Source organism: Fibrella rubiginis, assembly GCF_017353185.1.
Classification (GTDB): domain Bacteria; phylum Bacteroidota; class Bacteroidia; order Cytophagales; family Spirosomataceae; genus Fibrella; species Fibrella rubiginis.
Genome location: NZ_JAFMYV010000008.1, coordinates 1 through 22,116 on the forward strand (window position 1 = coordinate 1; position 22,116 = coordinate 22,116).

The 22,116-nt window shown below is 51.4% G+C and carries 9 protein-coding genes; all 9 read right to left on the minus strand.

From position 1 onward, the window contains the following. Window positions 1-78: 78 nt before the first annotated feature. Window positions 79-531: an IS200/IS605 family transposase gene (gene tnpA, locus J2I47_RS15750; RefSeq protein ID WP_207365556.1), complete on the minus strand. Its 453-nt coding sequence runs from the start codon at window positions 529-531 to the stop codon at window positions 79-81. A 170-nt stretch (window positions 532-701) separates the two neighbouring features. Continuing rightward, window positions 702-4,076, minus strand: coding sequence for a VCBS repeat-containing protein (locus J2I47_RS15755; protein WP_229374665.1), 3,375 nt, complete (start codon window positions 4,074-4,076; stop codon window positions 702-704). 206 nt (window positions 4,077-4,282) lie between these two features. Further along, window positions 4,283-7,705 carry a VCBS repeat-containing protein gene (locus J2I47_RS15760; protein WP_207365557.1) on the minus strand — a complete coding sequence of 1,141 codons (3,423 nt, stop codon included), beginning with the start codon at window positions 7,703-7,705 and terminating at the stop codon, window positions 4,283-4,285. 130 nt (window positions 7,706-7,835) lie between these two features. Further along, window positions 7,836-9,407, minus strand: coding sequence for a RagB/SusD family nutrient uptake outer membrane protein (locus J2I47_RS15765; RefSeq protein ID WP_207365558.1), 1,572 nt, complete (start codon window positions 9,405-9,407; stop codon window positions 7,836-7,838). An 18-nt stretch (window positions 9,408-9,425) separates the two neighbouring features. After that, a complete protein-coding gene (locus tag J2I47_RS15770) occupies window positions 9,426-12,527 on the minus strand; it encodes a SusC/RagA family TonB-linked outer membrane protein (RefSeq protein WP_207365559.1) in 3,102 nt (1,033 codons plus the stop codon). A gap of 397 nt (window positions 12,528-12,924) precedes the next feature. Continuing rightward, a complete protein-coding gene (locus tag J2I47_RS15775; protein WP_229374667.1) occupies window positions 12,925-16,386 on the minus strand; it encodes a VCBS repeat-containing protein in 3,462 nt (1,153 codons plus the stop codon). 36 nt (window positions 16,387-16,422) lie between these two features. Further along, on the minus strand, window positions 16,423-16,977 hold the full coding sequence (locus tag J2I47_RS15780; protein WP_207365560.1) for a hypothetical protein: 555 nt from the start codon (window positions 16,975-16,977) through the stop codon (window positions 16,423-16,425). A 130-nt stretch (window positions 16,978-17,107) separates the two neighbouring features. Continuing rightward, the gene (locus J2I47_RS15785; protein WP_207365561.1) at window positions 17,108-18,604 is read right to left on the minus strand and encodes a RagB/SusD family nutrient uptake outer membrane protein; all 1,497 of its coding nucleotides are present in this window, start codon (window positions 18,602-18,604) and stop codon (window positions 17,108-17,110) included. 20 nt (window positions 18,605-18,624) lie between these two features. Next, the gene (locus J2I47_RS15790; RefSeq protein ID WP_207365562.1) at window positions 18,625-21,657 is read right to left on the minus strand and encodes a SusC/RagA family TonB-linked outer membrane protein; all 3,033 of its coding nucleotides are present in this window, start codon (window positions 21,655-21,657) and stop codon (window positions 18,625-18,627) included. Between the last annotated feature and the right edge of the window lie 459 nt (window positions 21,658-22,116).

Consider the following 22,116-nt stretch of genomic DNA (forward strand, 5'->3'; position numbering starts at 1 on the left):
CCATTGCATGGGGCCTAGCCCTATGATTCCTATGATCCCCAATGGCACCTATGATCCCAATAGCACCAACAACCCCTATCAATCCCAGACATAGCGCTCATCATAGTGTATGCCATAGGCTTTGTAAATACCCCGGCATTCGTCTTGAAATGTGGTTTCCTGATGATGTTGGTATTGATTATCTATGTAGCGAATCACCCTGCCGAGCTGTGATGGGTTGACCGAGAAGGCGGCATAGCCATCCTGCCAATAAAAGTTTCGGTAAGCAACACCCTTCGTTTTCATCCATTTCGACGAATTTTTCTTTACCTCCTCTAATAGCTTCATAAGCGCAATCTTTTTCGAGAGGACGCAAAGAATATGGACATGGTCGTAATAGCCGCCAACCCGCACCGGATGACATTCCAGCGCCTGACACGTACCTCCCAAATACGCATAGAGTTCATCCTTCACCTCATCGCCGATAATAGGCTCTCGGTATTTGGTACTAAACACAAGATGAACATACACTTTGGTCAATGACTGTGGCATAGGGTTGGTGTCTAGGAATCATAAAGGCCATAGGGCGATGCCCCATGCAAATGATTAAGCCCTTTCAGGGCTGCTAGCATCAAAAATAGCCCTGAAAGGGCCTAATCTTTAGCATAGGGCATCGCCCTATGTATTGGGATATTGGGCCATCGCCCCCATAACCACCAACCCTATACCCCCAATTTATACAGTATAGTCCGGTCATTATTCCGGCCAACGAGGATGAATCGGCCTGCACGGCTCCGAACGGGCACGATAGACCGTACCTCGCCGGTGAGCAAAAAGCCTGTTTCTGCTGGCGAGAGAGCGGTAAACGTACCCTTGTCATTGCGCAGTACTAGGCCGTTGCTGGCATCATAGCGGCCCTGGTATGGCGCTACGCCGTAGAAGTTACCGCCACCCAGCACATCCAGGTCACCATCACCGTCGATGTCAAAAGGGATGAGGGCGAACAGTTTGGAGACCTGCGCCAGTAAGGGCAGCGGTTGTACCGTGAAATGCGGTTTACCGTTGGGACCACCGTCGTTGCGCAGGTATACCGAAGCAAACTGATCAACCTGTTTTATGTCTGCATCGGCGAGGTCGGCGGCGGTGAAGATCTGGGCTACGGTCTTACCCGCAATACTGCTGTAGGGCACGTAACGCTTATTAATCACGCTTGGCATCTGTTTGCCCAGTTCATCTTTAGTCGCCACCGGAAACCAATCATCCAGGTTGTTGCCCCGGTTATAGGCCAGAATCGTTTCTGACGTTTGGTTTTTGTCGACGTCTTTCACCCACATCCGCAGTTGGCCGTCGGGTGATTTGCGAAGCTTGGTATTCAGGCCCAGATTGCCTACCACGAAATCCGTATCGCCGTCGTTGTCGAAGTCGGCAGCGGCGATGCATTGCCACAAACCGTGCATGGGTGTTTCACCAAAGGGCGCCTCTAGTTCATTCAGATGGCCATTTTTGTTTAAAAATACGCGGGGAGCTATCCAGTCGCCGGTCACGACCAGGTCGGGTTGATGGTCGGTGTTGAGGTCGGTCCATACGGCGTCGGTAGTCATGCCCGCCAGTCTCAGACCAGGTGCCAGGGCGTCAGTTTTGATCGAAAAGTGCGCGTGCCCGTCGTTAATGAGCAGGTATGAATCAGGCGTTTGACCGTAGTGATTGGGCAGCACGCGTCCACCTACAAACAAGTCCAGATCACCGTCGCCATCTACGTCGGCGGGGCGAACGCAACTTTTATTGCCGGGCAACGGCGGCAGCGGACTTTTGCTGAATTGCCCGTTGTTATTCACATAGAGTCGGTCTTGCAGGGGTGGATCGTTCCGCGAAAATTCATTACCGCCAGCCACCACATATAGGTCCAGATCACCGTCGCGGTCAGCGTCGAAAAAGGCCGCATCTATATCTTCAGCGGCCGAATCGGCAGCAATGGCAGGTTGGTTCGAGACCAAAAACCGGCCGTCGGGCTGTTGCAGTAGCAGACTCCCCGACTGATCACGGGCACCGCCGGCATATATGTCTTCGAGGCCATCACTGTTCACGTCGCCAACCGCCAGCCGGGGACCTTCCGTAGACACTTTAAACGGCATCAGCGACTCCCGTGCGAAATCGAGGAAATACGTGTTCTCACGGTGCCGGTAGGGTATGCGGGTAGAGTCTGTTTGGGCAAAAAATAGCCTTTTCGACGCCGGAAGGCCAATTTTATACCCTCGCCCATCTAGTTTGGCATCGACCTGCGTCAACACCAGCGACTGGTTCAGCGCCACACCCGTGCGGACTTCCATGCGCTGATCGGGCCAGACTACAATTAACGAATCGACCTGTTTGCGGGTACCCAGCCCAAATAGCAGGCGTGGTTCAACCGACGACATAAAGCCTCGCGTGGGCATCAGTTGTTGTACTTGCAGGCTGTCGCCGTAACGGAGAATCACCTTCGCTCCTACTCCGGCGGTGTTGGCTCCGTCGCCGCGTAGGCTCACGGTCAGGTGCTTGTTTTGGGGAAACAGCGTTGTGGCCTGATTTTGGTGAATCCGGGCGGGCTCGTTCAGGTTGTTCGTAACCAGGTCCAGATCGCCGTCGTTGTCCAGATCAGCGTAGGCGGCCCCGTTGGCACAACCGGCTTCGGCAAAGCCCCAGGCAGCCGATTTATCCTGAAACCGCAGGCCCGACATGCCTCGAAACAGGTAGTTTGGTACCCGTCCGTCGGGCATTTTGTCAATGGCTTTTTGAAGAAATTCAGGTGAACTGGCCATGGCCTGCTGCACCGAATCGTTGGACACATACTTGACGTAATCAAGGTCATTGGGGCGGCGGGCAATACCGTTGGCAATGAACAAATCAGTTTGCCCATCCAGATCATAATCGGCCAGCAACGGCGACCAGCTCCAGTCTGTTGCGGCTACGCCCGCCAGCGCAGCAACGTCACAAAATGCGCCTTTTGTATTGATCTGCAAGCAGTTACGGCTATACTGATTCATATAGCCGTAAGCCAGTTTGTACTGATAAATATCATACGGGTCTTCCCCCGCCGACGATTTTTCGACGCGCTCATCATCGGGATACATGTCCAGCGTGATGATGTCGGGCAACCCATCGTGGTTTACATCGGCAGCATCGTTCCCCATCGAAAACCGACTGGTATGGGCTAGTTGCCGGGGGGCATCATTGCTGAATCCGCCGTGCTGATTGTTCAGGTAGAGGTAATCGTCTTCGTGGAAATCATTCGAGACGTAGATATCCTCCCAGCCATCATTGTTGTAGTCGGCCACGGCCACGCCCAGGCCATAGCCCATTGGGGCCATGAACAAACCCGCTTCCGGGGTCACGTCGACAAATTTTTGCGGGGCTTTCTCACCTTTAGCACGCTGATTTTCAAACAAATAATCACCAGCCAATGAATCCTTCTGTGTGCGGGCGGCAACCTTATCATACGACCGGACGGAGTGAACGGCGTGGTTGAGGAGAAAGCAATCGAGGTCGCCGTCGTGGTCATAATCGAAGAAGGCAGCCTGCGTCGAAAAGCCCTTGAAGGCTAGTCCGTAGGCTTCGGCTTGTTCGGTGAATGTGGGCACCCCGTCGGGACCAGGGCCGTTGTTGATATAGAGTTCGTTGTGGCCTTTGGTACCCCGAAACTGACTTACGGCACAAACGTAAATGTCGAGCAGCCCGTCACCGTTGACATCGGCCATGGTGGTGCCGGTTTGCCAGTCGGCCTTGCCAGCCACAGCCGCGTTGGTCGTAACATCCTGAAAGTGAATCGGCTCTCCTTTCTTTGACTGGTTCAGATACAGTTTATTCGGCCCCTGATTCGACACAAAATAGAGATCGGTCAGGCCATCATTGTTTACGTCCCCCGCCGACACGCCGCCGCCGTTGTAGAAATAGAGATAGTCGATGATGTTAAGCTGCGGTGTTTCCCTCACCCGGTTCACGAAGCCTACGCCTGTCTGCGTTGAATCGAGCGAGATAAAAAGCGGGGATTCGGTAGGCGCAGTTTTGCAACCCCAAATGACGAGGAGAAGTGGAATTAGGAAATGTTTATTGCTGATTATCAATGTATTGTGTTTTTTGATTCGATCCGGTAATGCGGCAGTGTGAATTGCTGGCACTACTGGCTTCGCGCGGGTTGCCCTTCGACAAGCTCAGGGTGACAATGACCTTGAATCCACTCAGTAAACTTGGCTCTAGTGGCCTGTCACCCTGAGCTTGTCGAAGGGCAACCCGCGCGAAGCCAGTAGTGCCAGCAATTCACACTGCCGTATTACCGTATTGTAAACGTTTGCAATGGGCCATTGCATTGGCCAATAAGCAGGGAATTGCCCACTCGTTTGGCATCGCGGACATCGCCGGTGATAAACAGGCCAGTTTTGTCAGGGGGCACGGTCTGGAACTGGAATGCGCCGTTATTGTGAAGTAACACCCCATGGTTAGCATCGACCTTACCCAGTCGCAGGCGGAAGTAGGAGTTGTTGCCCAGCAGCAGTAGATCCTTCTTCCCATCATGATCGAAATCCTCTGCCAGGATACTGTATACGGGAGCTACCTGCGCCGGTTGGGGTAGCACATGGGGGAGCAATTCGCCATTGGCATTCTCCAGTACTATCGTCCTCAATTCGTTAATTATCTCTTTATGAGCCTGTTGTAGCACCGACTGGTCGAAAAACTGGTCGATGGTGGCGGTAGAATAAGCGGCGTAGGTGGTGAATGTGCGGCGTAGGCTCGTCACCTGATCGCCCACCTCATCGCGGGTGTAGGCGGGATACGACTTGCCCTGGATGAAGTAATTCATGAAGCAATCGATGGTGCCGTTCTGGTCGAAATCGTCGTAGACCATCGTGGCGGGTTCGGCCTCGGTAGCGTGAAACTGTGTGTTTTTGCCCAGGTTGCCCACAATCAGATCCTCGTCGCCATCGCCATCCAGATCGGCCTTCTCAATGCGGTTCCACCAGCCCCGAAGGTTGTTTGTCTGTTCGTCTGTTTGTTCGTTTGGCTGTAGTTGGCCCTTGCTGTTCTTGAGCACTGTAACGGGCATCCATTCACCGACAACGATGAGGTCGGGCCAGCCGTCTTTATTGAGGTCGGTGGTAGTGGCGTCAGTGACGAGGCCCAGGCGACCAAGCGATTTTTGGGTAAAGTGCGGTACGCCGCCCGGCGCATTGCCGTCGTTGATGAGCAATAGGCTTTCTTCGGCGAGCGGAAAGCGGTTGGGGCGCACATGCCCACCCACAAACAGGTCCATGTCGCCGTCTTTATCTACGTCGAGGGCCACCACACATGAACCGTTGATTTTTTCGTCGGGCAGGGGCGCAGGTTGCAGCGTACCGTTGTTATTCAGCCAAAGCTGGTCCTGCAATGGCCCGAAATCGCGCAGGTTATAGGCGCCGTTCACGACGTACAGGTCGGGCTGTTTGTCGCCGTTGAAGTCGGCCAACACAGCGGCGGTGTTTTTCCGGTGGGCGGTGTCGGGCAGGGTTGTCTGCGTGAAACGAGTTTCCTGGGCTGTAGTGACGCCATTTTGGGGTTTCATTCCCAGCAATACTGCACCTGGTTTTTCGGGCGTTCCACACACAAATGCGTCAGATACACCGTCGCCGTTAATGTCGCCCACGGCCATGCGCGGACCGGTATAGGAGTACTGCATAGGTAGCATAAGCTGCCGCTCAAAATCATTAACGGGCGTCAGGGTGTGAGTCCAGGAAAGGGGGGAGGAAGGGAGAAAAGGGGGAAGGGAGGAAAGGGCAGTAGAAGAATGAACAGTGGACAACGAAGCAGGGCCGGGCTTTGCTTGTTTATAATCGACCGTCAATGTCTGGTCAGTTTGGGTTTGTGAAAGTTCATATATGGACCCGTCGGGCCAGCGCACGTGTAGGCGTACGGGCTTTTCACCGTCGGGTAAACCAAAAAGAAGCGCATCGTGGCTGCAGGAGAGGTAGCCGCGCGTGGGGAAAAACTCCTGCGTCTGCATTTTGCCCGTTTGCGAGACTGTCACCGTGGCTCCAATGCCAAATGGATTACCGGCAGGGCCTTTAAGCTTAATTTTCAGGTAATGACCCTGCTCCTGTTCACGTTGGGTATTACGGTAGACCCGGGCGGGTTCGTTCAGGTTGTTCGTGATTAAATCCAGATCACCGTCACCGTCCAGATCGGCGTAGGCGCAACCGTTGGAGCGGGTGTTTTCGTCGAAACCCCATTCTTTTTGCCTGTTCTGAAAGGTTACACTATCGGCCCCACTTGTATTTCGGAAAATGTAGTTTTTGGTGGGCGTAGAGGGCATCTGCTTCAACTGCTCCAACATGCTGGTGCCCGTGCGCATCTCTTCCTCGTAACTGATGTATTTGGTAAAGTCGGCGTTGGTTAAGTCACGACCCAGGCCATTGCTCACGAAGAGGTCCTTCCGCCCGTCGAGGTCAAAATCAGCCAGCAATGCCCCCCAACTCCAGTCTGTGGCCGACACCCCCGCGAGTTGTCCAATCTCGGCGAAATGCCCTGATTCACCCGGCTCATTGATCTGAAGCATGTTGCGCATGTTCTGATGCCAGAAACCATTTTTCAACTGCGCCTGATACACCTGCCAGTTGTCGGGCCAGATAAGCAGTTTCTGCCGGGCGTTGTCTTCGGGCAGCATATCGAGCGTGAAAATATCGGGCCGGGCGTCGTTGTTCACGTCGGCAATATCTACGCCCATTGCCGAGTAGGAGGTGTGATTAATCCGCTCCCGCAGTTCATCACGGAAAGCCTTCGAAGACACGAGCCTAGAGGCAGGAGGTGAGACCTGCGCCTTGATTTGGGACTTCCCTTCATCCCCTTCTTCCTGTTTCTTGCCTCTTATCCCTTGCGTCTTATTACCCAGGTGATTGATATACAGGTAGTCGTCTTCTACAAAGTCATTCGTCACGTACACGTCGGGCCAACCATCGTTGTTTACATCGCTGACAGAAACGCCCAGCCCAAACCCCAGCGGATTACCTTTGATACCTTCTGCTTCGGATACGTCAACAAACCGTCCGCCTTCGTTGCGGAAGAGCTTGTCACCTGCGTTGTAGTCACGCTCGGCGCGCATCACGGCGGCTTCTTTGCGCTGGTAGTTTTTCAGGTTGTGATTGATCAGGAAGCAGTCCAGATCACCGTCGCAGTCGTAATCGAAGAAGTTGGCCTGAACGGAATAGCCCGAATCGTCGATGCCATATTCGTGCGCCCGTTCGGTGAAGGTAGGCACACCGCCAACAGTCGTTTTGTTATTGATGAAGAGCTGGTTTCGCCGCAGAGAGTCGGGGCGCATACCTGAGTAGCAAACGTAAATATCGAGCCAGCCATCGGCGTTTACGTCGGCCAGGGTAACGCCTGTTTTCCAGCCCCCCGGCCGGCCGGCTACACCTGCCTGCGCTGTAGCGTCCGTGAATTTAAGCGACTGCCCTGCTTCGGTTTTATTCAGAAATAATTTGTTACCTACCTGATTACCAGTAAAATATAAATCCGGACGACCATCATTGTTCAGATCACCCGCCGCGACGCCTGCGCCGTTGTAGAAATATTCAAATGATAAGATATTTTCCTGCTCGGTCTCGGTGAGCTGGTTCGAAAACGCCACGCCCGTTTGTGTCGGATCGGTTTTCTCGAATAACGTACCGTCGTTCCGGCAACCAAAGCAAGTCAGTAGAATTAAAAGGATTACGGCAGATTTCATAGGTACGTAAAGATAATGAGTGAATCGCGAATGCGTGAATGAGCGACCAGGGCTCTGCCGATGCCACCAAACGATGTATCAACAGAGCCCTGGTTGCTCATTCACGCATTCGCAATTCACTCACTAAAGCTTAGTACCCTGGGTTTTGCTTCAGGTTCGGGTTGCTGTCTATTGCGCGTTGTGGCAATGGGAACAGCACCGCTGTGTTGGGCGATTTAACCGCACGCTGATCAACCGGGTTCAGGAATGTGCCAAAACGAATCTGGTCATTCCGACGCCAGCCTTCCCAATACAACTCACGACCACGTTCGGCCAGCAGAGCAGGTAAATCAACTGTACTCAGAGCGGTAGCTTTGCGGGTAGTACGTAAGTTGTTTACAATAGCCGCAGCTGTTTGGCCCTGAGAATCCGTACCGCCGCGCAGAATCGCTTCGGCCTTCATCAACAATACGTCAGCGTAACGCAGGAACACGTAGTCGTTGGTTGGATTGTCGCGCTCGCCCGCTTTGGGGAAGTACTTGATCACCCGAATACCTTTTGGCTCCAGAGCATAAGCAATATTGATGTCAGGCGTAAACACCAGCGGATTGCCCGACCGGTCGCGGATAGGCTTGCCGGTATAGGCGTTGGTTTGCTGCCCTACCAGAAAGCCCGCTGTTACATCTTTACCGTTCACACCACCCGGAATGGCTGCACTACGCCGGCCATCGGTGGCCTCGAAGCTGTTGTAGAAGTCACTTAGCGTGGTGAAACCGTTCCAACCGTTTACACCCAGCGAGCTTGAGTCCTGGTTGTAGTGGGTCGTCATGAAATACCGGTTCCGTACGTTACCAGGCTGGCTGGCGGACGTGTTCACAATAGTGAAAATCAACTCCTTCGACCGCGAATCGTTCTCCCAGTGGAAGTTGTCGAAGTAGTTAGGGGTAAGCGCATATTTACCTGATGCAATTACCTGATTGGCAAAGTAGATCGATGAGTCCATGTCGGCTTTCGCAAACGTGTAGGGACCCGCCGCATTCGCCACGTCCTGGTTATAGACCGCCCGGTTCAGATACGCTTTAGCCAGCATAGTGGCCGCCGCATTTTTCGTAGCTACGTTTGGTGCTGTAGCAGCTGAATTGTTGAACGCATAGCGCAAGTCGCTGATCATCAGATTTGTAGCCTGCTGACGGGTGTATACCTTCGGGTTAGCATCGGCGGCATCAGTCACCTGACGAAATGGCACCTGACCATATAGATCGACAATGTAGAAGGTATAAAAAGCCCGCAGGAATGAGGCTTCAGCCTTTTGCTGCGTAGTAGCACTAGCAATAGACAAGGCTTGGGTAGCCCGGAAAGCACCCCGGTTCAGGTCGTCCCAGGTACCGATAACTTGTGGGTGAAACGCATCCCAATTGTGCTGGTGCAACTTCCGCCACTGGCCAAAGTCATCCCAGTCAGTACCGCGCGTGGGTCCAAGCATTTCGTCGGATGGGTGTTCTTCCATCGCATACGTGTTGCCCTGGTTGGTGGCAATATCGTTCAAGCTGGCGTAGGCACCGGCCAGGCTACTGGCCGGGTCGAGAGGTACGCTCGTGGCTGAGGCCTCCGTCGATGATAGCTGGCCAAAGACCTTATCATCGAGGTTAGTGCAACCTGCCAAACCGGAAAGCAAGGCTACGCCGAGCAGGCCAATCGTTTGCTGTTTAGTTGAAAATATCATGGTTGTTGATTGAAAAATTTAGAAGCCCACGTTCAGACCTATCGTGACGGTGCGGGCAGTGGGGTAAGGCGTGTAATCAATACCCAACGACGGAATGTTGTTGTAGTATTTCACCGTATTTACATCTGGGTTCAGGCCTGTATAGCCCGTGAAGAGCAACAGGTTTTGCCCAGCTACCGATACGCCCAGGGTCTTGGCAAAACCACCCTGCGGCAGGTTGAACGAATAGCCAATGCTGGCATTTGTTAACCGAATAAAATCACTCTTTTCCAGGAAGCGGGTTGACACCGCACCTGAGTTCAGGCCATTCTCGGGTGAGCTAGCCACATCGGTCAACACGTTACGACCGTTTTTGAGCGCACCCTTCAGGAACAGGGCATTAGCCGTGTTGTTGTAAATGAACCCACCAAACTGACCGTTGAAAAACAAGCTGGCATTCCAGCGACCAAACGTAAAGTTGTTGGTCAGGCCCAACCGCATCTTCGGCAGTGGACTACCATGAATGGTCGAGACGCCATTGTCGGCGTAGGTAGCAAAGCCGTTGCTGTCGAAGCCCGAGAACGTGGGCAACACAAACGAGAAAATTGGATAGCCATCCTGGATCGTCTGGGCATAAGCACCCGACAACCCTTGTCCGTTGATACCACCTGTTGGCACAACCGTTCCAAAATTCCGTACCGTGTTATTCAGGAAAGTCATGTTATACAGTACTTCCCAAGTCAGCTTTTGCGACTGCACAGCCTGGTAGTTCAGGTTTAGCTCCACACCAGCGTTGATGATCTGACCTGGCAGGTTAACCCACTGAAAGTTGACCGGCGCAGGTTGTGCGTAGAACACCTGGAACAACGTGTTCGATACAGACTTGTGGAAGTAATCTATTGAACCACCCAGACGACCTTTCAGCAAACTGAAGTCAATACCAGCACCAATCGTTTCATTTTGCTCCCATTTCAGGTTTGGATTGGGGTTGTTCAACTGGGTGGTCGACCCGTTTGAGTTGTAGTTGAAGATGATCTTCGACGCACCACCCGCAAAATCCTGGTTACCCGTCACACCGTAGTTAAGCCGCAGTTTCAGGTCATCGAATACGTTCTTGGGCACGAAGCTTTCCTGCGACAAACGCCAGGCTACGGCCAATGATGGGAATGCTCCGTACTTATTGTTAATACCAAATCGCGACGACCCATCAACACGCAACGTACCCGTTACCAAGTACTTATCGTTGATGTTGTAGTTTACGCGACCGAAGTACGACTGCAATTCGTTCTGGCTCCGTGATGAACCACCACCAAACGACGTCCGGTTGTTGGCATTAGCTGACCCAATGTTGTCAACATAGCTGATCTGGCTCTCGTCGAATGGGAAGTTACCCGCTGCCACGTAGTTGCCTTTGTTCTGGAAAATCTGGTATGAGAAACCAGCCAGGGCGTCGAGGCTACCGGGACCCAGTTTCTTATTGTAGTTCAGCGTGTATTCAACTAGCCGCGAAGTGCGGGCCGTGTTTTGAATGTATGCAGCACCACCCAGCCCCGTTGTGTTATCGCGGAAGATGTTTACGTTAGCCAGACCTGGAATAATGGCCAGGTTAAATTGCCCGTTCAACCGCGAATCGAGCGATGTCTGCCGGTTCGAGTTCGTGTTGTCGATACCAAAGTTTGCCTTTGCCGACAGGCCATCAAGGATTTTCCAGGTTACACTGGCGTTGGCCAACGTACGGCTGGTTGTACCACGGTCGTTGTCGTAGGCCAGAATAGCGGCAGGGTTCCGGAAATCACCACCGGGCTGGAAGAACGAGCCATCAGCGTTGGTAACAGGATACGTTGGGTTAGCCTGGATAGCAGCACCAATGAGGTTACCTTGGAAACCAGCGTTGTCGCCGTTTAGGATATAGCGGTCGTTCAAACCCGACGTGGTTGCGTTCAGATCGATAATTACTTTGTCATTGAACAGTTCGTGTGAGGCGTTGATCCGACCCGTGATCCGCTGCTGCGACGAGTTACGCACAATACCCTGCTGATCCTGATAACCCAGTGACAAGTAATACCGTGTATCCTGCGTACCACCACCGAAGCCAATGTTATAAATCTGCGACACACTATTACGCAGAATCTGATCCTGCCAGTTGGTGTTCCCTTTTTGGTTCACCGCACCGCTAATGTCGCCACCGGCAGCCTGCACACCCGACAAAAATGCCGGAGCATCAAGCACGTTATACCGTTTCAGTGCACCTGAAAAGGCCGTTGAAGCAGAGAATGACAAGCTGTTTGAGCCGGCACGGCCCTTGCGCGTAGTGATCAGCACAACTCCATTAGCTCCCCGCGAACCATAAATGGCAGCTGCCGACGCATCTTTCAATACCGAGATGTTTTCAATGTCAGCCGGGTTCAGGAAAGCAAGTGGGTTACGGGCAGCCGATGAACCACCACCAAAGTCAGGCGTACCACCCGCGCCGTTGTTAGGGTCACCATTGCTGGGTGTACCATTGTCGAGCGGCACACCATCTACCACAAACAGAGGGTTGTTCCCCCCCCGAAGTGACGACGTACCCCGAATCTGGATGTTGATAGGTGCACCTGGCTCACCACTCGAAGGCGTAATTTGCACCCCGGCTACACGGCCCTGCAAGAGTTGCTCTGGCGACGAAATAACGCCTTTGTTGAAATCTTTCGCACCAATCGATTCCACCGAACCCGTTACGTCTTTCTGCCGCTGACTACCATAACCCACCACGACTACTTCGCTCAGGGTTTTGTTATCTTCGGCCAACGCTACGTCGATAGTTTGGCGGTTGCCTACAGCCACTTCCTGCGTTGTATAGCCAATAGAGCTAAATACTAACGTAGCCCCTGAGCCAACGTTAGTCAGTCTATATTTCCCATCGACATCAGTAGTTGTACCACGGGTTTCACCTTTAACCTGTACGGTTACGCCAGGTAAACCAATGCTACCAGCGCCATCTGTTACTTTTCCCGTTACAGCGGCCTCCTGCGCGAAAGCCGCCGAAGTGCTGACCATAAACAATAGCGTGACCGCTATCCATAGGTTCGTTAGCCGGGTCATAAGCCCTTGTGGGGGACTATAAGCCGTTAGACCTACCGTTGAGTAGGATTTGTTCTTCATAAAATGTTGACTTAATGAAACTGGTTAATAAATGACCAATCACCACTTTGTCTACAGGTTATCAATACAAATCAATCCCAAAGCGCGCACTCTGATACTGAACACATTACATTCCATAGCGTTGAGAATTGACTCATTCTGATTTGTAGTTGGACAAAGCAGCTTTAGTCGATAGGGCAAATTACAAGATAAGAATCGAAAAATTCAACTTTTGTTACATGTCTACGAGTATATAATTTGGCGATTTGGGGTAAAATAGTACTACTGTAGGTAAATATAGCATAGTGAAGAAGGGCCTATACCATTCGTATAGACCCTTATCTCAAGGTTTTTCTGATTTGATAAATAGGGCTCTAACCAGCCGGAAGGCCCTAATTGGCTGTGTTCGCCCTGTTTTTTAATTGGTTTTAAATAGGGTTGGGGGCGCATTGTTAATCAGGTTGAGGAAGTAGGGCTGCCTATTGATTGTAATAGGAGCAATCTGCTTTACCTCACCATTGGTTAGATAGCCGCTCTCTTTGCTGGCCATCACCCGGAAAATCCCCCCCTTTTGCCCCAGCAACACCAGCCCCTGACAGGCATCAATCATACCGAGCTGAGGCGTGAAATGTGTGAAATTGCCTCCTAACAGCACATCGGTTTGGCCGTCGTGGTTTAGGTCCTGACAGGCAATGGCATTTACACACGTCATTTGCACAGCAGCGGGCAAATCGCGCACAGTGAAATGTGGGGCACTGCCCTTGGGGCTATCATTGATGGCCACGATAGATCGCCGGTAGGTGACAGCTTTGTTTTGGCCCGCGTTGAGCACATCGGGCGAGAACAGATCCTGCAACGTCTTGGTAGCGTAATCGCTGTGCTTCAGGATTTTGGTTTTCAGAAAAGGGAACTGGTCAGCCATTTCGCGCTTGAGGAACACTGGTATATCGCGCCCATCGATGGTTTTGGTCATAATCTTATCAAGAATGCCGTTTTTGTCGAAGTCGTTTACCCACAGTTTCAGCGGATGTTCAGCGTCGAAGCTGAGTGAGAAGTTTTCGCCTATATTCCCGATAATCAGGTCTTTATCGCCATCACCGTCTACATCGGCGGGGGCCACGCTACCCCAAAAACCAGTCAGTTCAGCCAGACCTGTGTTCGTGTGTCTCGTGAATTGACCATTGGCATAACTAAACACCTGCGGTCCCATCCAGTCGCCCACCACTACCAGTTCGGCGCGACCATCGCCAGTCAGGTCGGTCCAGACAGCATCGCGTACCATGCCCAGCGTAACCAGGTCGGGGGCTACACGGCGGGTCACGTTCGTAAATTCGCCTGCGCCGTTGTTCTGGTAAATAAAGCTCTGTGGGCTAACGCCATATTCGCGGGGGTAACTACGGCTACCCACAAACAGGTCCAGATCGCCGTCGCCGTCATAATCATACGGGATGCCCACAGCTGTGTTCATGCCTCCCATGGGCAAGGCGCGGCTGTTGAAAGCGAATTGCCCTTTTCCATCATTCAGGTAAAGCCGGTCCATCAACTCGCGGGAGCCAGCGGGCACTTCATTACCGCCGCTCCCCACATACAAATCCAGATCACCGTCATGGTCAGCATCGAAAAATTGGGCGGCGGTATCTTCAAATCCGTTCAGTTCAGCAAATATGGGCTGATTCGATTTCGTGAAACCCGTTGCTGTCTGTAAGTACAGCTGCCCGCCCTGACCCTTGGCACCGCCTATGTAAATGTCCTGCCGCCCGTCGCCGTTCACGTCGCCAACCGCTGCTTTTGGCCCCTCCGACGAGAGTTTCATCGGGATGTTTCGTTCGCCGAAGAAATCCTCGTACTTATCTTCCACATGAGCGTCAAACGGTTCCGAAACCGATGTTAACAGCACCGGTTGGGCTTTTTTGGGCAGTGCAGACAGAGGTGCCGCGGTGTTTGCGTCTGAGTGGGCAAGGGTCAGCGTCGTACCGATCTTGGGCGTTTTCACCACCGTCATCCGATCATCAAACCAGGTCACGCGCACCGAATCAATCTGCTTCAATGCGCCCAGGCCAATAGTCTGCACATATTCGGTACTCGACTGAAACCCGCGCGACGGAGCCAGATACCGACTCATGTTCTGCCCCCCGGCGAAGACCTCTATTTTAGAACCAATGGCGTAGGTATTGTGTCCGTCTCCCTGGAGCTTCACCTTCAAGAAACCATTGCCACCCGCCTTTTTCTCGGCATGGTTCTGATAGATAAAGCAGGGCTGATTCACATTGTTGACCACCAGATCCAGATCCCCATCATTGTCCAGATCGGCATAGGCTGCTCCATTCGAAAACGATGGATCGGCCAGGCCCATCGCCTCGGCATTTTCGGCAAAGTGCAGGTTCTTCTGGTTTTGAAAAAAGCAGTTCGGAATAGGCCGCGACGGCATGTTCTTTACAATCTCATCGAATTGCTTTTTCTCGCCCGACAGCACCATTTTCTGCGCTAACTCATTGGCAAAGAAGTCAATAAAGTCCTGGTCAATAACATCATTATAGATGCCGTTGCAAACAAAAATATCGTTGTAGCCGTCATTGTCAGCATCAAATAGCAGGGCACCCCAACTCCAGTCGCTGGCCGCCACGTTGGCATAGTTGGCAATCTCACTGAACGTACCGTTCTGGTTGTTCAGCTGCAGGCAATTTTGCTGAAGCTGGTTGTAAAAGCCCTTGTCGCGTTTCAGATTGGCTACATAGTGATTTTCAAACGAGGTTGTGGTCTTTAACCGTTTCTCGTCGCGGGGCAGCATTTCGGTGGTAAAAATTTCAGCGTACCCGTCATTGTTAATATCGGCCATATCGGCACCCATCGAGGCAATACTCAGGTGTTTCATGCGCTGCTCGATCTCTTCTTTAAACGTGCCGTTGTGCTGGTTGATGTAGAGATAATCTTTCTCGAAAAAATCGTTCGATACATATATATCGGGCCAGTTATCGCCGTTCACATCGCCGATAGTCACACCCAGGCCAAAACCAATGAGGCTGTTATAAATATTGGCATCTTTAGTCACGTCAACAAACAGTGGCTCTGCAGGGGCTACGCGCGGGTCGGTTGACGCAACGTTTGATGCTTGCTTTTTAGATTTTAGCTCCAGGCTCCGTTCTACGCTCATGTTCCGCATGAGCTTGTCGCCACCTCCTTTCAGGAAATCTTTCACCGGCCAGTCTTTAGCAGGCAGTGTTCGGTTGTTCTCGAAATTGAGTGTGTTAACCGGTATAAAGCTGTTATTCAAAATATAACAGTCCAGGTCACCATCTTTATCGTAGTCGAGAAAAGCAGCGTGAGTGGTGTAGCCGTCCTCATCCAGTCCATACGCTTTTGCCTGCTCTTTGAAAACGGGTACGCCATCGGGGCCATTGCCCTGGTTAATGTACAGGTCTTTTTGCTGCCCTATGCCCTTCTGGTAACCCGCATTGCAAACAAATATATCGAGCAGTTTATCATTGTTGATGTCAACCATCACCACGCCCGTACCCCATTTTCCTTTGCCATTTACGCCCGCTTTTTCAGTGATATCGTCGAAATGCCAGGGCTCGCCACTACGCTTACTCTTGTTCAGGTATAGCTTATTCGACCCCATGTTGGAGGTAAAATAAATGTCGGCAAAGCCATCGTTGTTGATATCGCCTATGGCTACACCGCCGCCATTATAGAAGTTGCGGTAGTTGAAAATATTGAAGTCGGCCCGGTTCTCTACTTTGTTCTGAAAGGTGACTCCAATGGCTTCATTATCCATCTTCTCAAACAGCGTGTCCGTTTTTTTGGTCGAACAAGCAGAGGCAAAGAGCAACAAAAAGGGCAACAGCCGTACAGGAAAGGGCATAAAAGCAAACTGATTCATAGGTTAGTTACAGATGGCACTTCAGGCAGGTTAATATCAGTATAGCAACGATTTTTCCGCCCCACCCTGCATAATGAGTTGTGGGCGTTTATAAACCAGCAGGCCATCAAGCCGTTTCCAGGTCTGAGCATCACGCAGGGTATTGAAGTTACCCACCTTACCCGACAACCGGACCACTATTTTCTGCTCCGATAAGGACTCTACAGTTACCTCGCCCGCCGACATCAAAAACCCGTCGCCAGTACGTAATCTACGGTCACGTATACGGCCAATCATAACGCTACCCGCTACCTGGTTGTCGACCTGAATAGTGCGCTTAACAGGCCGTTTGGCAAACAGGTCTTCGCTACTCAGCGTCAAAATGACGTTACTCTCAAACTGATCGAACAGATTCATCCGAAGAGCCGTAGGGGCAATGGTCACTTCCCCTTTAAACCGGCTATCATCAGCATAAAAGGCGGCTCCATTCATGGTGACAATGAACTTGGCTTCCCCGTTCTTCAGCGAATCATAGATCGTACTGGGATCGGGTTGTGTAGTACAGGCGCTAAGAAGTGGGGAAATCAGGAGTAGAATAAGTATAAAACGCATGACAGGTGGGCATTGGCGTCAAACCAACTATATAAGGTATCGGGAGTGGTATAGGTTTCTGGGGGCACCTTAAAAAGCAAAAAGGCCCGCTCCGGCGGGCCTTTTTGGTAAACAGTAACGTCACTCCGTCTTAATACCCGTTGTTTTGTTTCAAATTTGGGTTCGACGTAATGGCGTCAGACGGGATTGGGAACAGTACGGTACCTGGATCCTTCCGGTCAACGCCTGTTCCTGTCAGGTATTTGTTGAAGCGTACTTCAACCGTACGCTTACCACCTTCCCAGTATGTTTCGCGACCGATTTCGTCGAACATAGCATCATCAGTCAACGTAGTCAGAGCAGATGCTTTACGCAATGTACGCAGCGCGTTTACCTGTGCCAGTGCACCGGCAGCATCACCACCGCGTAGTGTCGCTTCGGCCTTCATGAGGTAGGCATCGGCATAGCGCATCAGGATGTACTTGCCAGCGTCGGCAGGGTGGTATTTGATTACACGAATACCTTTGTCGGTTGGCGTACCGGCCAGCGTGATGTCACGCGTGAAGACCAGCGGCTTTTTCGAGCGGCTATCCGTGATCGGTGCCCCTTTATCGTCATACTGCTGACCGATCAGGAAGCCCCGGCTAATACCTGAATAGTTTGTTCCGTCTTTTTTGGCAGGAATGCCCTTACGCACGTCGTTTGCTTCAAACTTATCGTAGAAATCAGCCAGCGTAGCGAAGCCATTCCAGCCCGACGGGTTCTGGTCGTAGTGCAGGGTCATGTACCAGCGGTTTTGAGCCGTACCCTCCGGGCTGGTGAAGATGATTTCATTCTTGCCGGTTGCTGTGTATGTACCGTAGTAATCTGGGTTCAGTTTGAAACCAGCCGCCGTAATGGCGTCTACGTACTTTGCTACCTGATCCATGTCGGCTTTGGCGTGAGTGAACGTACCTTCTGCGCTGGCAGCCGTGTAAACCGCTTTGTTCAAGTATAACTTAGCCAACAGGAAATTAGCAGCGGCCTTTGAGGCAAAGGAGTTTTCGCGATTAGCCGGAACGGCTTCAGGCAAACCGGGCAGAGCTTCCGTTAGGTCTTTCACGATGAAGGCAAACGCTTCAGCCCGTGATTTCACCTTTGGGTTATCATTTACCCCTTCAGTCACTTCACGGAATGGTACTTGACCCCAGTAATCCATAACGTGAAACATATTCCAGGCACGCAGAAATTTAGCTTCGGCCATTGGCTGTGCGGCAGGATTGGCAGCAATGATCTGCGTGCATTTGTACACTCGCTGATTCAGTTGGTTCCAGGCACCAAGTACCCATGAGTGTGTGGCATCCCAGGTATGCTGATCAAGCGTGCGCCATACACCGTTGTCACCCCAGTCAACGCCTCGCGTTGGTGGAATCATTTCGGCGCTTGTATGCTCACCCAGCGAATAAATGTTTGCCTGGTCGGTGTAAGCACCTAAATCAATGTATGCGGCTTTCAGCGATTCTGCCACATCAATTTTAGGTATGCTACCATCCGACTTGACGATGATAGAGTCTTTGTCTTGTACTACCAAGTCCGTGCAACCCGATAAGGTTGCCAGCGTAACGCTCATACCAAGCGTCAGCAGATTAATTGTCCCTCTCTTGTTCATTGGTTTTAGTGTTTGGCAGATTAAAATGCAAGGTTAGCGCCAAGCGTAATGGTCCGGGCGCGTGGGTAGGCCGTGTAGTCGATACCCAGCGATGGCACACCGTTGATCGCTTTGTTGGTGTTTACTTCTGGATCCTGACCGGTGTAGCTCGTGAACAGCAACAGATTCTGGCCTGTTACAAACACACGCAGGTTTGACAACACTGAGCTGTTACCCGTATTAAACTTATAGCCGAGGCTGGCATTTTGCAGCCGGACAAATGAACCTGATTCCAGGAAACGGGTCGATACGTCGGGGGCGTTGAATCCACCTTCTTTCAGGGCAGGTACGTCGCGCGTTACGTTACGACCGTTGTTAAACGCACCTTTCGTGAAGTAAGCGTTGGCGGTGTTGTTGTAGATGTAGTTGCCGAAAACGCCGTTGAAGAACAGGCTCAGGCTGAAGTTCTTCCACCGGATGTTGTTGGTCAGACCACCCGTAACGGTTGGCAGTGGGCTTTTACCTAAAAACTTCTGTACGTCACCACCGTTATAAATCGAGTTGCCCGATTCATCATAGCCACCGAAATCACGCAGGAAGAAAGCAAACAGAGGTTGACCTTCCGCAATCCGTTGCGAGAATGCACCCGTCAGACCCTGACCGCTGATAGCACCCGTGTTGATCAAGCCGCTAAAGTTTTTCACCACGTTATTGTTGTAAGCGGCGTTGAATTGCACGTCCCAACCGAAGTCTTTTTTATCAACAGCCACTACGTTCAGGCCCAGTTCAAAACCCTGGTTGATCACGTTTGCGTCGAGGTTCTTCCACACGAACGGCGTTAGAGCTGGCTGTGCCGATGTCACTTGAATCAGCAAGTCGGTCGTGTTTTTGTGGTAGTACTCGATGTTACCCGTAACGCGGTTACCAACCAGAGCAAAGTCAACACCGATGTTAGTTTGCGCCGTCTGCTCCCATTTCAGGTTTGGATTTGGAAAGGCTACATCGTTCAAACCACCACCGTTGATATCGTTGGCATCTGAGTTAGTACCCCAGTCACCATAGCGCTGCCGTTGTGTGTAGAGGTTATGAGGAATTTCCTGGTTACCCGTGATACCATAACCTACACGGAGTTTCAGATCAGAGAAAACGGTTTTGGGAATAAACGATTCGTCGCTCAACTTATAGGCCAGTGCCGCAGAGGGGAAGTAACCGACCTGATTACCACTACCGAAACGCGTCGAGCCGTCGGCACGCAGGGTAGCCGTAGCCAGAAACTTACCAAATCCAACGTTTACACGACCGAAATAAGACCGGATTTCGTCGTAGGAAGCATTTGAGTTAGCCAGCAAGCTACCCGACAAGCCCTTCGAGTTGTCAGCCGAAGCCGCGTTGTTTATCATCAGATCCAGGTTATTCGTACGGAAGTTTGTGGCCGTGGTGCGCTTCGAGAAATAGTCAAAGCTCTGGTATTCGTAACCCAGGGTAGCACTCAGGTTTATTTTGCCGATCTCCTTATCATACGAGAAGTAGCCATCGAACAGCGTGTTGTTCACCTCAATGTCATTGAATATCAAACGGCCCACATTCTGGATATCTTGATAAAGCAGGTCTTTTGAGAAAGCCGCTTTACGTGACGACATCGACTTGTCAAAGCCGTAGACCGCTTTGAATTTCAAGCCGCTGAAGATTTCGTATTCGGCATTGATGTTGCCCAGGGTACGGAGTGTCCCCGTGTTGTCGCGTGACAGGCCAAGTAAGGCTGCGGGGTTTGGCTCAGCAATGTTCTTCGACTGCTTGTATGTCCCATCAGTGTTATATACTATGGCCGTTGGATTCGACTTTAGAATACCACCCAACAGGTCACCCTGGTAGCCAGCGTTATCGGTTACAGGAATGTTACCGTCTTTGGTTTGTGACACGGTTACCTGTACACCTACAGCTAACTTGTTGTTGATAAACTTCTTGTTACCGTTGAACGTACCGGCCACCCGGTTCAGTGAGCTTTTCTGCATAATGCCCTGCTGATCGAGGTAACCCAGCGAAAACCGGTAGTTGCCTCCGTTACCATCACCGCCACCATAGGCTAGGTTGTGCTGATTGGTTGTACCCGTACGGAACAGCACATCCTGCCAGTCGGTGCTACCGCCCTGATCTTGCGTAGGTTGCAGCGTTTTATATTCTGCTGCACTCAACAGGTCGTAGCGCTTCGTGATAGAGCTAAAACCCACTGAGGGCGAATATTCCAGGCTTCCCTTGCCCACTTTTCCTTTTTTAGTCGTGATCAGCACCACGCCGTTGGCACCCCGCGAACCATAGATAGCCGTAGCCGAAGCATCTTTCAGAATGTCGACGCTGGCAATATCTTCCGGATTCAGAAAGTTCAGCGGGTTTTTCGGGGCCGTTGAACCGATACCCGAGTTGTCACCACCCGCCGATGTGGCATCGCCACTCAGGGGCACACCATCAACCACGAATAGTGGGTTGTTATTACTACGTACCGAAGACGTACCCCGGATACGAATGTTGATACCACCACCTGGCTCGCCGCTGTTTTGGGTGATAGCCACACCTGGCACCCGGCCCTGAAGCAGTTGCTCAGGCGATGAGATGATACCCTTGTTGAAATCTTTGGTACCAATGGTGTTAACCGCACCGGTTAAGTCCTTTTTCTTGGCAGTACCGTAACCGATAACAACTACCTCGTTCAACGTTTTATCGTCTTCAAGCAAGGTGACGTTGATCACCGACTGATTGCCCACCGTTACTTCCTGGCTTGTAAAGCCTACGTAGCTGAATACCAGCACAGCGTTGTTGGCCGCGCTGATTTTGTAACTACCATCAGCGTCTGAATTGGTACCACGCGTAGTACCCTTCACGCTCACACTTACCCCTGGAAGCCCCCGGCCACCATTGTCGATCACTTTACCAGACACACTGGCGTCCTGAGCAAACGTTACCTGGCTGCTCAGTGTAAGAAACACGAATAGCATCAGCCCCAACCGAAGCAGTGACCGAACCGGTTGCACACGCCGAGTAGATACGGCGCTACCTACTAAGTAGGAATTGTCCATCATAGGTTTGAATTGTTTGAAAAAAGTTTTGGTGAATACTACTGAACTTATAAAAATTGATATTAAGTAAAACCCTTAACATGGCTATGTCAACCTGAAATGAGTGGTTAATGGTAGAACACAGCACCTTATAAGGAATAAACTTACTTTTGGGGGGAAACCAGTCGGCAAATTACAAGAAAAAGTTTGTCAGGTACAAATACGTTGAGATAAAATAAGATCAGCTTAAGTCAATATAGTGTTTAAATCGAAGCTATATAGCCGGATATTTGCTTAGATCAGGCATTTGTTGCACCTACGTTATACCCATTCAATGCATTAACAACCAATAAATTAAGTATAATCCTACTTTAAATTGAGTATTATTAATTCAATGTATCTACATACACTTGTATACTATCACGCTTTGGATAGGAAGTCGTATTTTTGTACTAATAAACAGGGCGTTGAAGGGCCTCTGGC

What these genes read in the sequence shown, in the direction of transcription:
- tnpA (WP_207365556.1), bottom strand. Translation starts at nt 531, where the DNA reads ATGCCACAGTCATTGACCAAAGTGTATGTTCATCTTGTGTTTAGTACC.
- J2I47_RS15760 (WP_207365557.1), bottom strand. Translation starts at nt 7,705, where the DNA reads ATGAAATCTGCCGTAATCCTTTTAATTCTACTGACTTGCTTTGGTTGC.
- J2I47_RS15765 (WP_207365558.1), bottom strand. Translation starts at nt 9,407, where the DNA reads ATGATATTTTCAACTAAACAGCAAACGATTGGCCTGCTCGGCGTAGCC.
- J2I47_RS15770 (WP_207365559.1), bottom strand. Translation starts at nt 12,527, where the DNA reads ATGAAGAACAAATCCTACTCAACGGTAGGTCTAACGGCTTATAGTCCC.
- J2I47_RS15775 (WP_229374667.1), bottom strand. Translation starts at nt 16,386, where the DNA reads ATGAATCAGTTTGCTTTTATGCCCTTTCCTGTACGGCTGTTGCCCTTT.
- J2I47_RS15780 (WP_207365560.1), bottom strand. Translation starts at nt 16,977, where the DNA reads ATGCGTTTTATACTTATTCTACTCCTGATTTCCCCACTTCTTAGCGCC.
- J2I47_RS15785 (WP_207365561.1), bottom strand. Translation starts at nt 18,604, where the DNA reads ATGAACAAGAGAGGGACAATTAATCTGCTGACGCTTGGTATGAGCGTT.
- J2I47_RS15790 (WP_207365562.1), bottom strand. Translation starts at nt 21,657, where the DNA reads ATGATGGACAATTCCTACTTAGTAGGTAGCGCCGTATCTACTCGGCGT.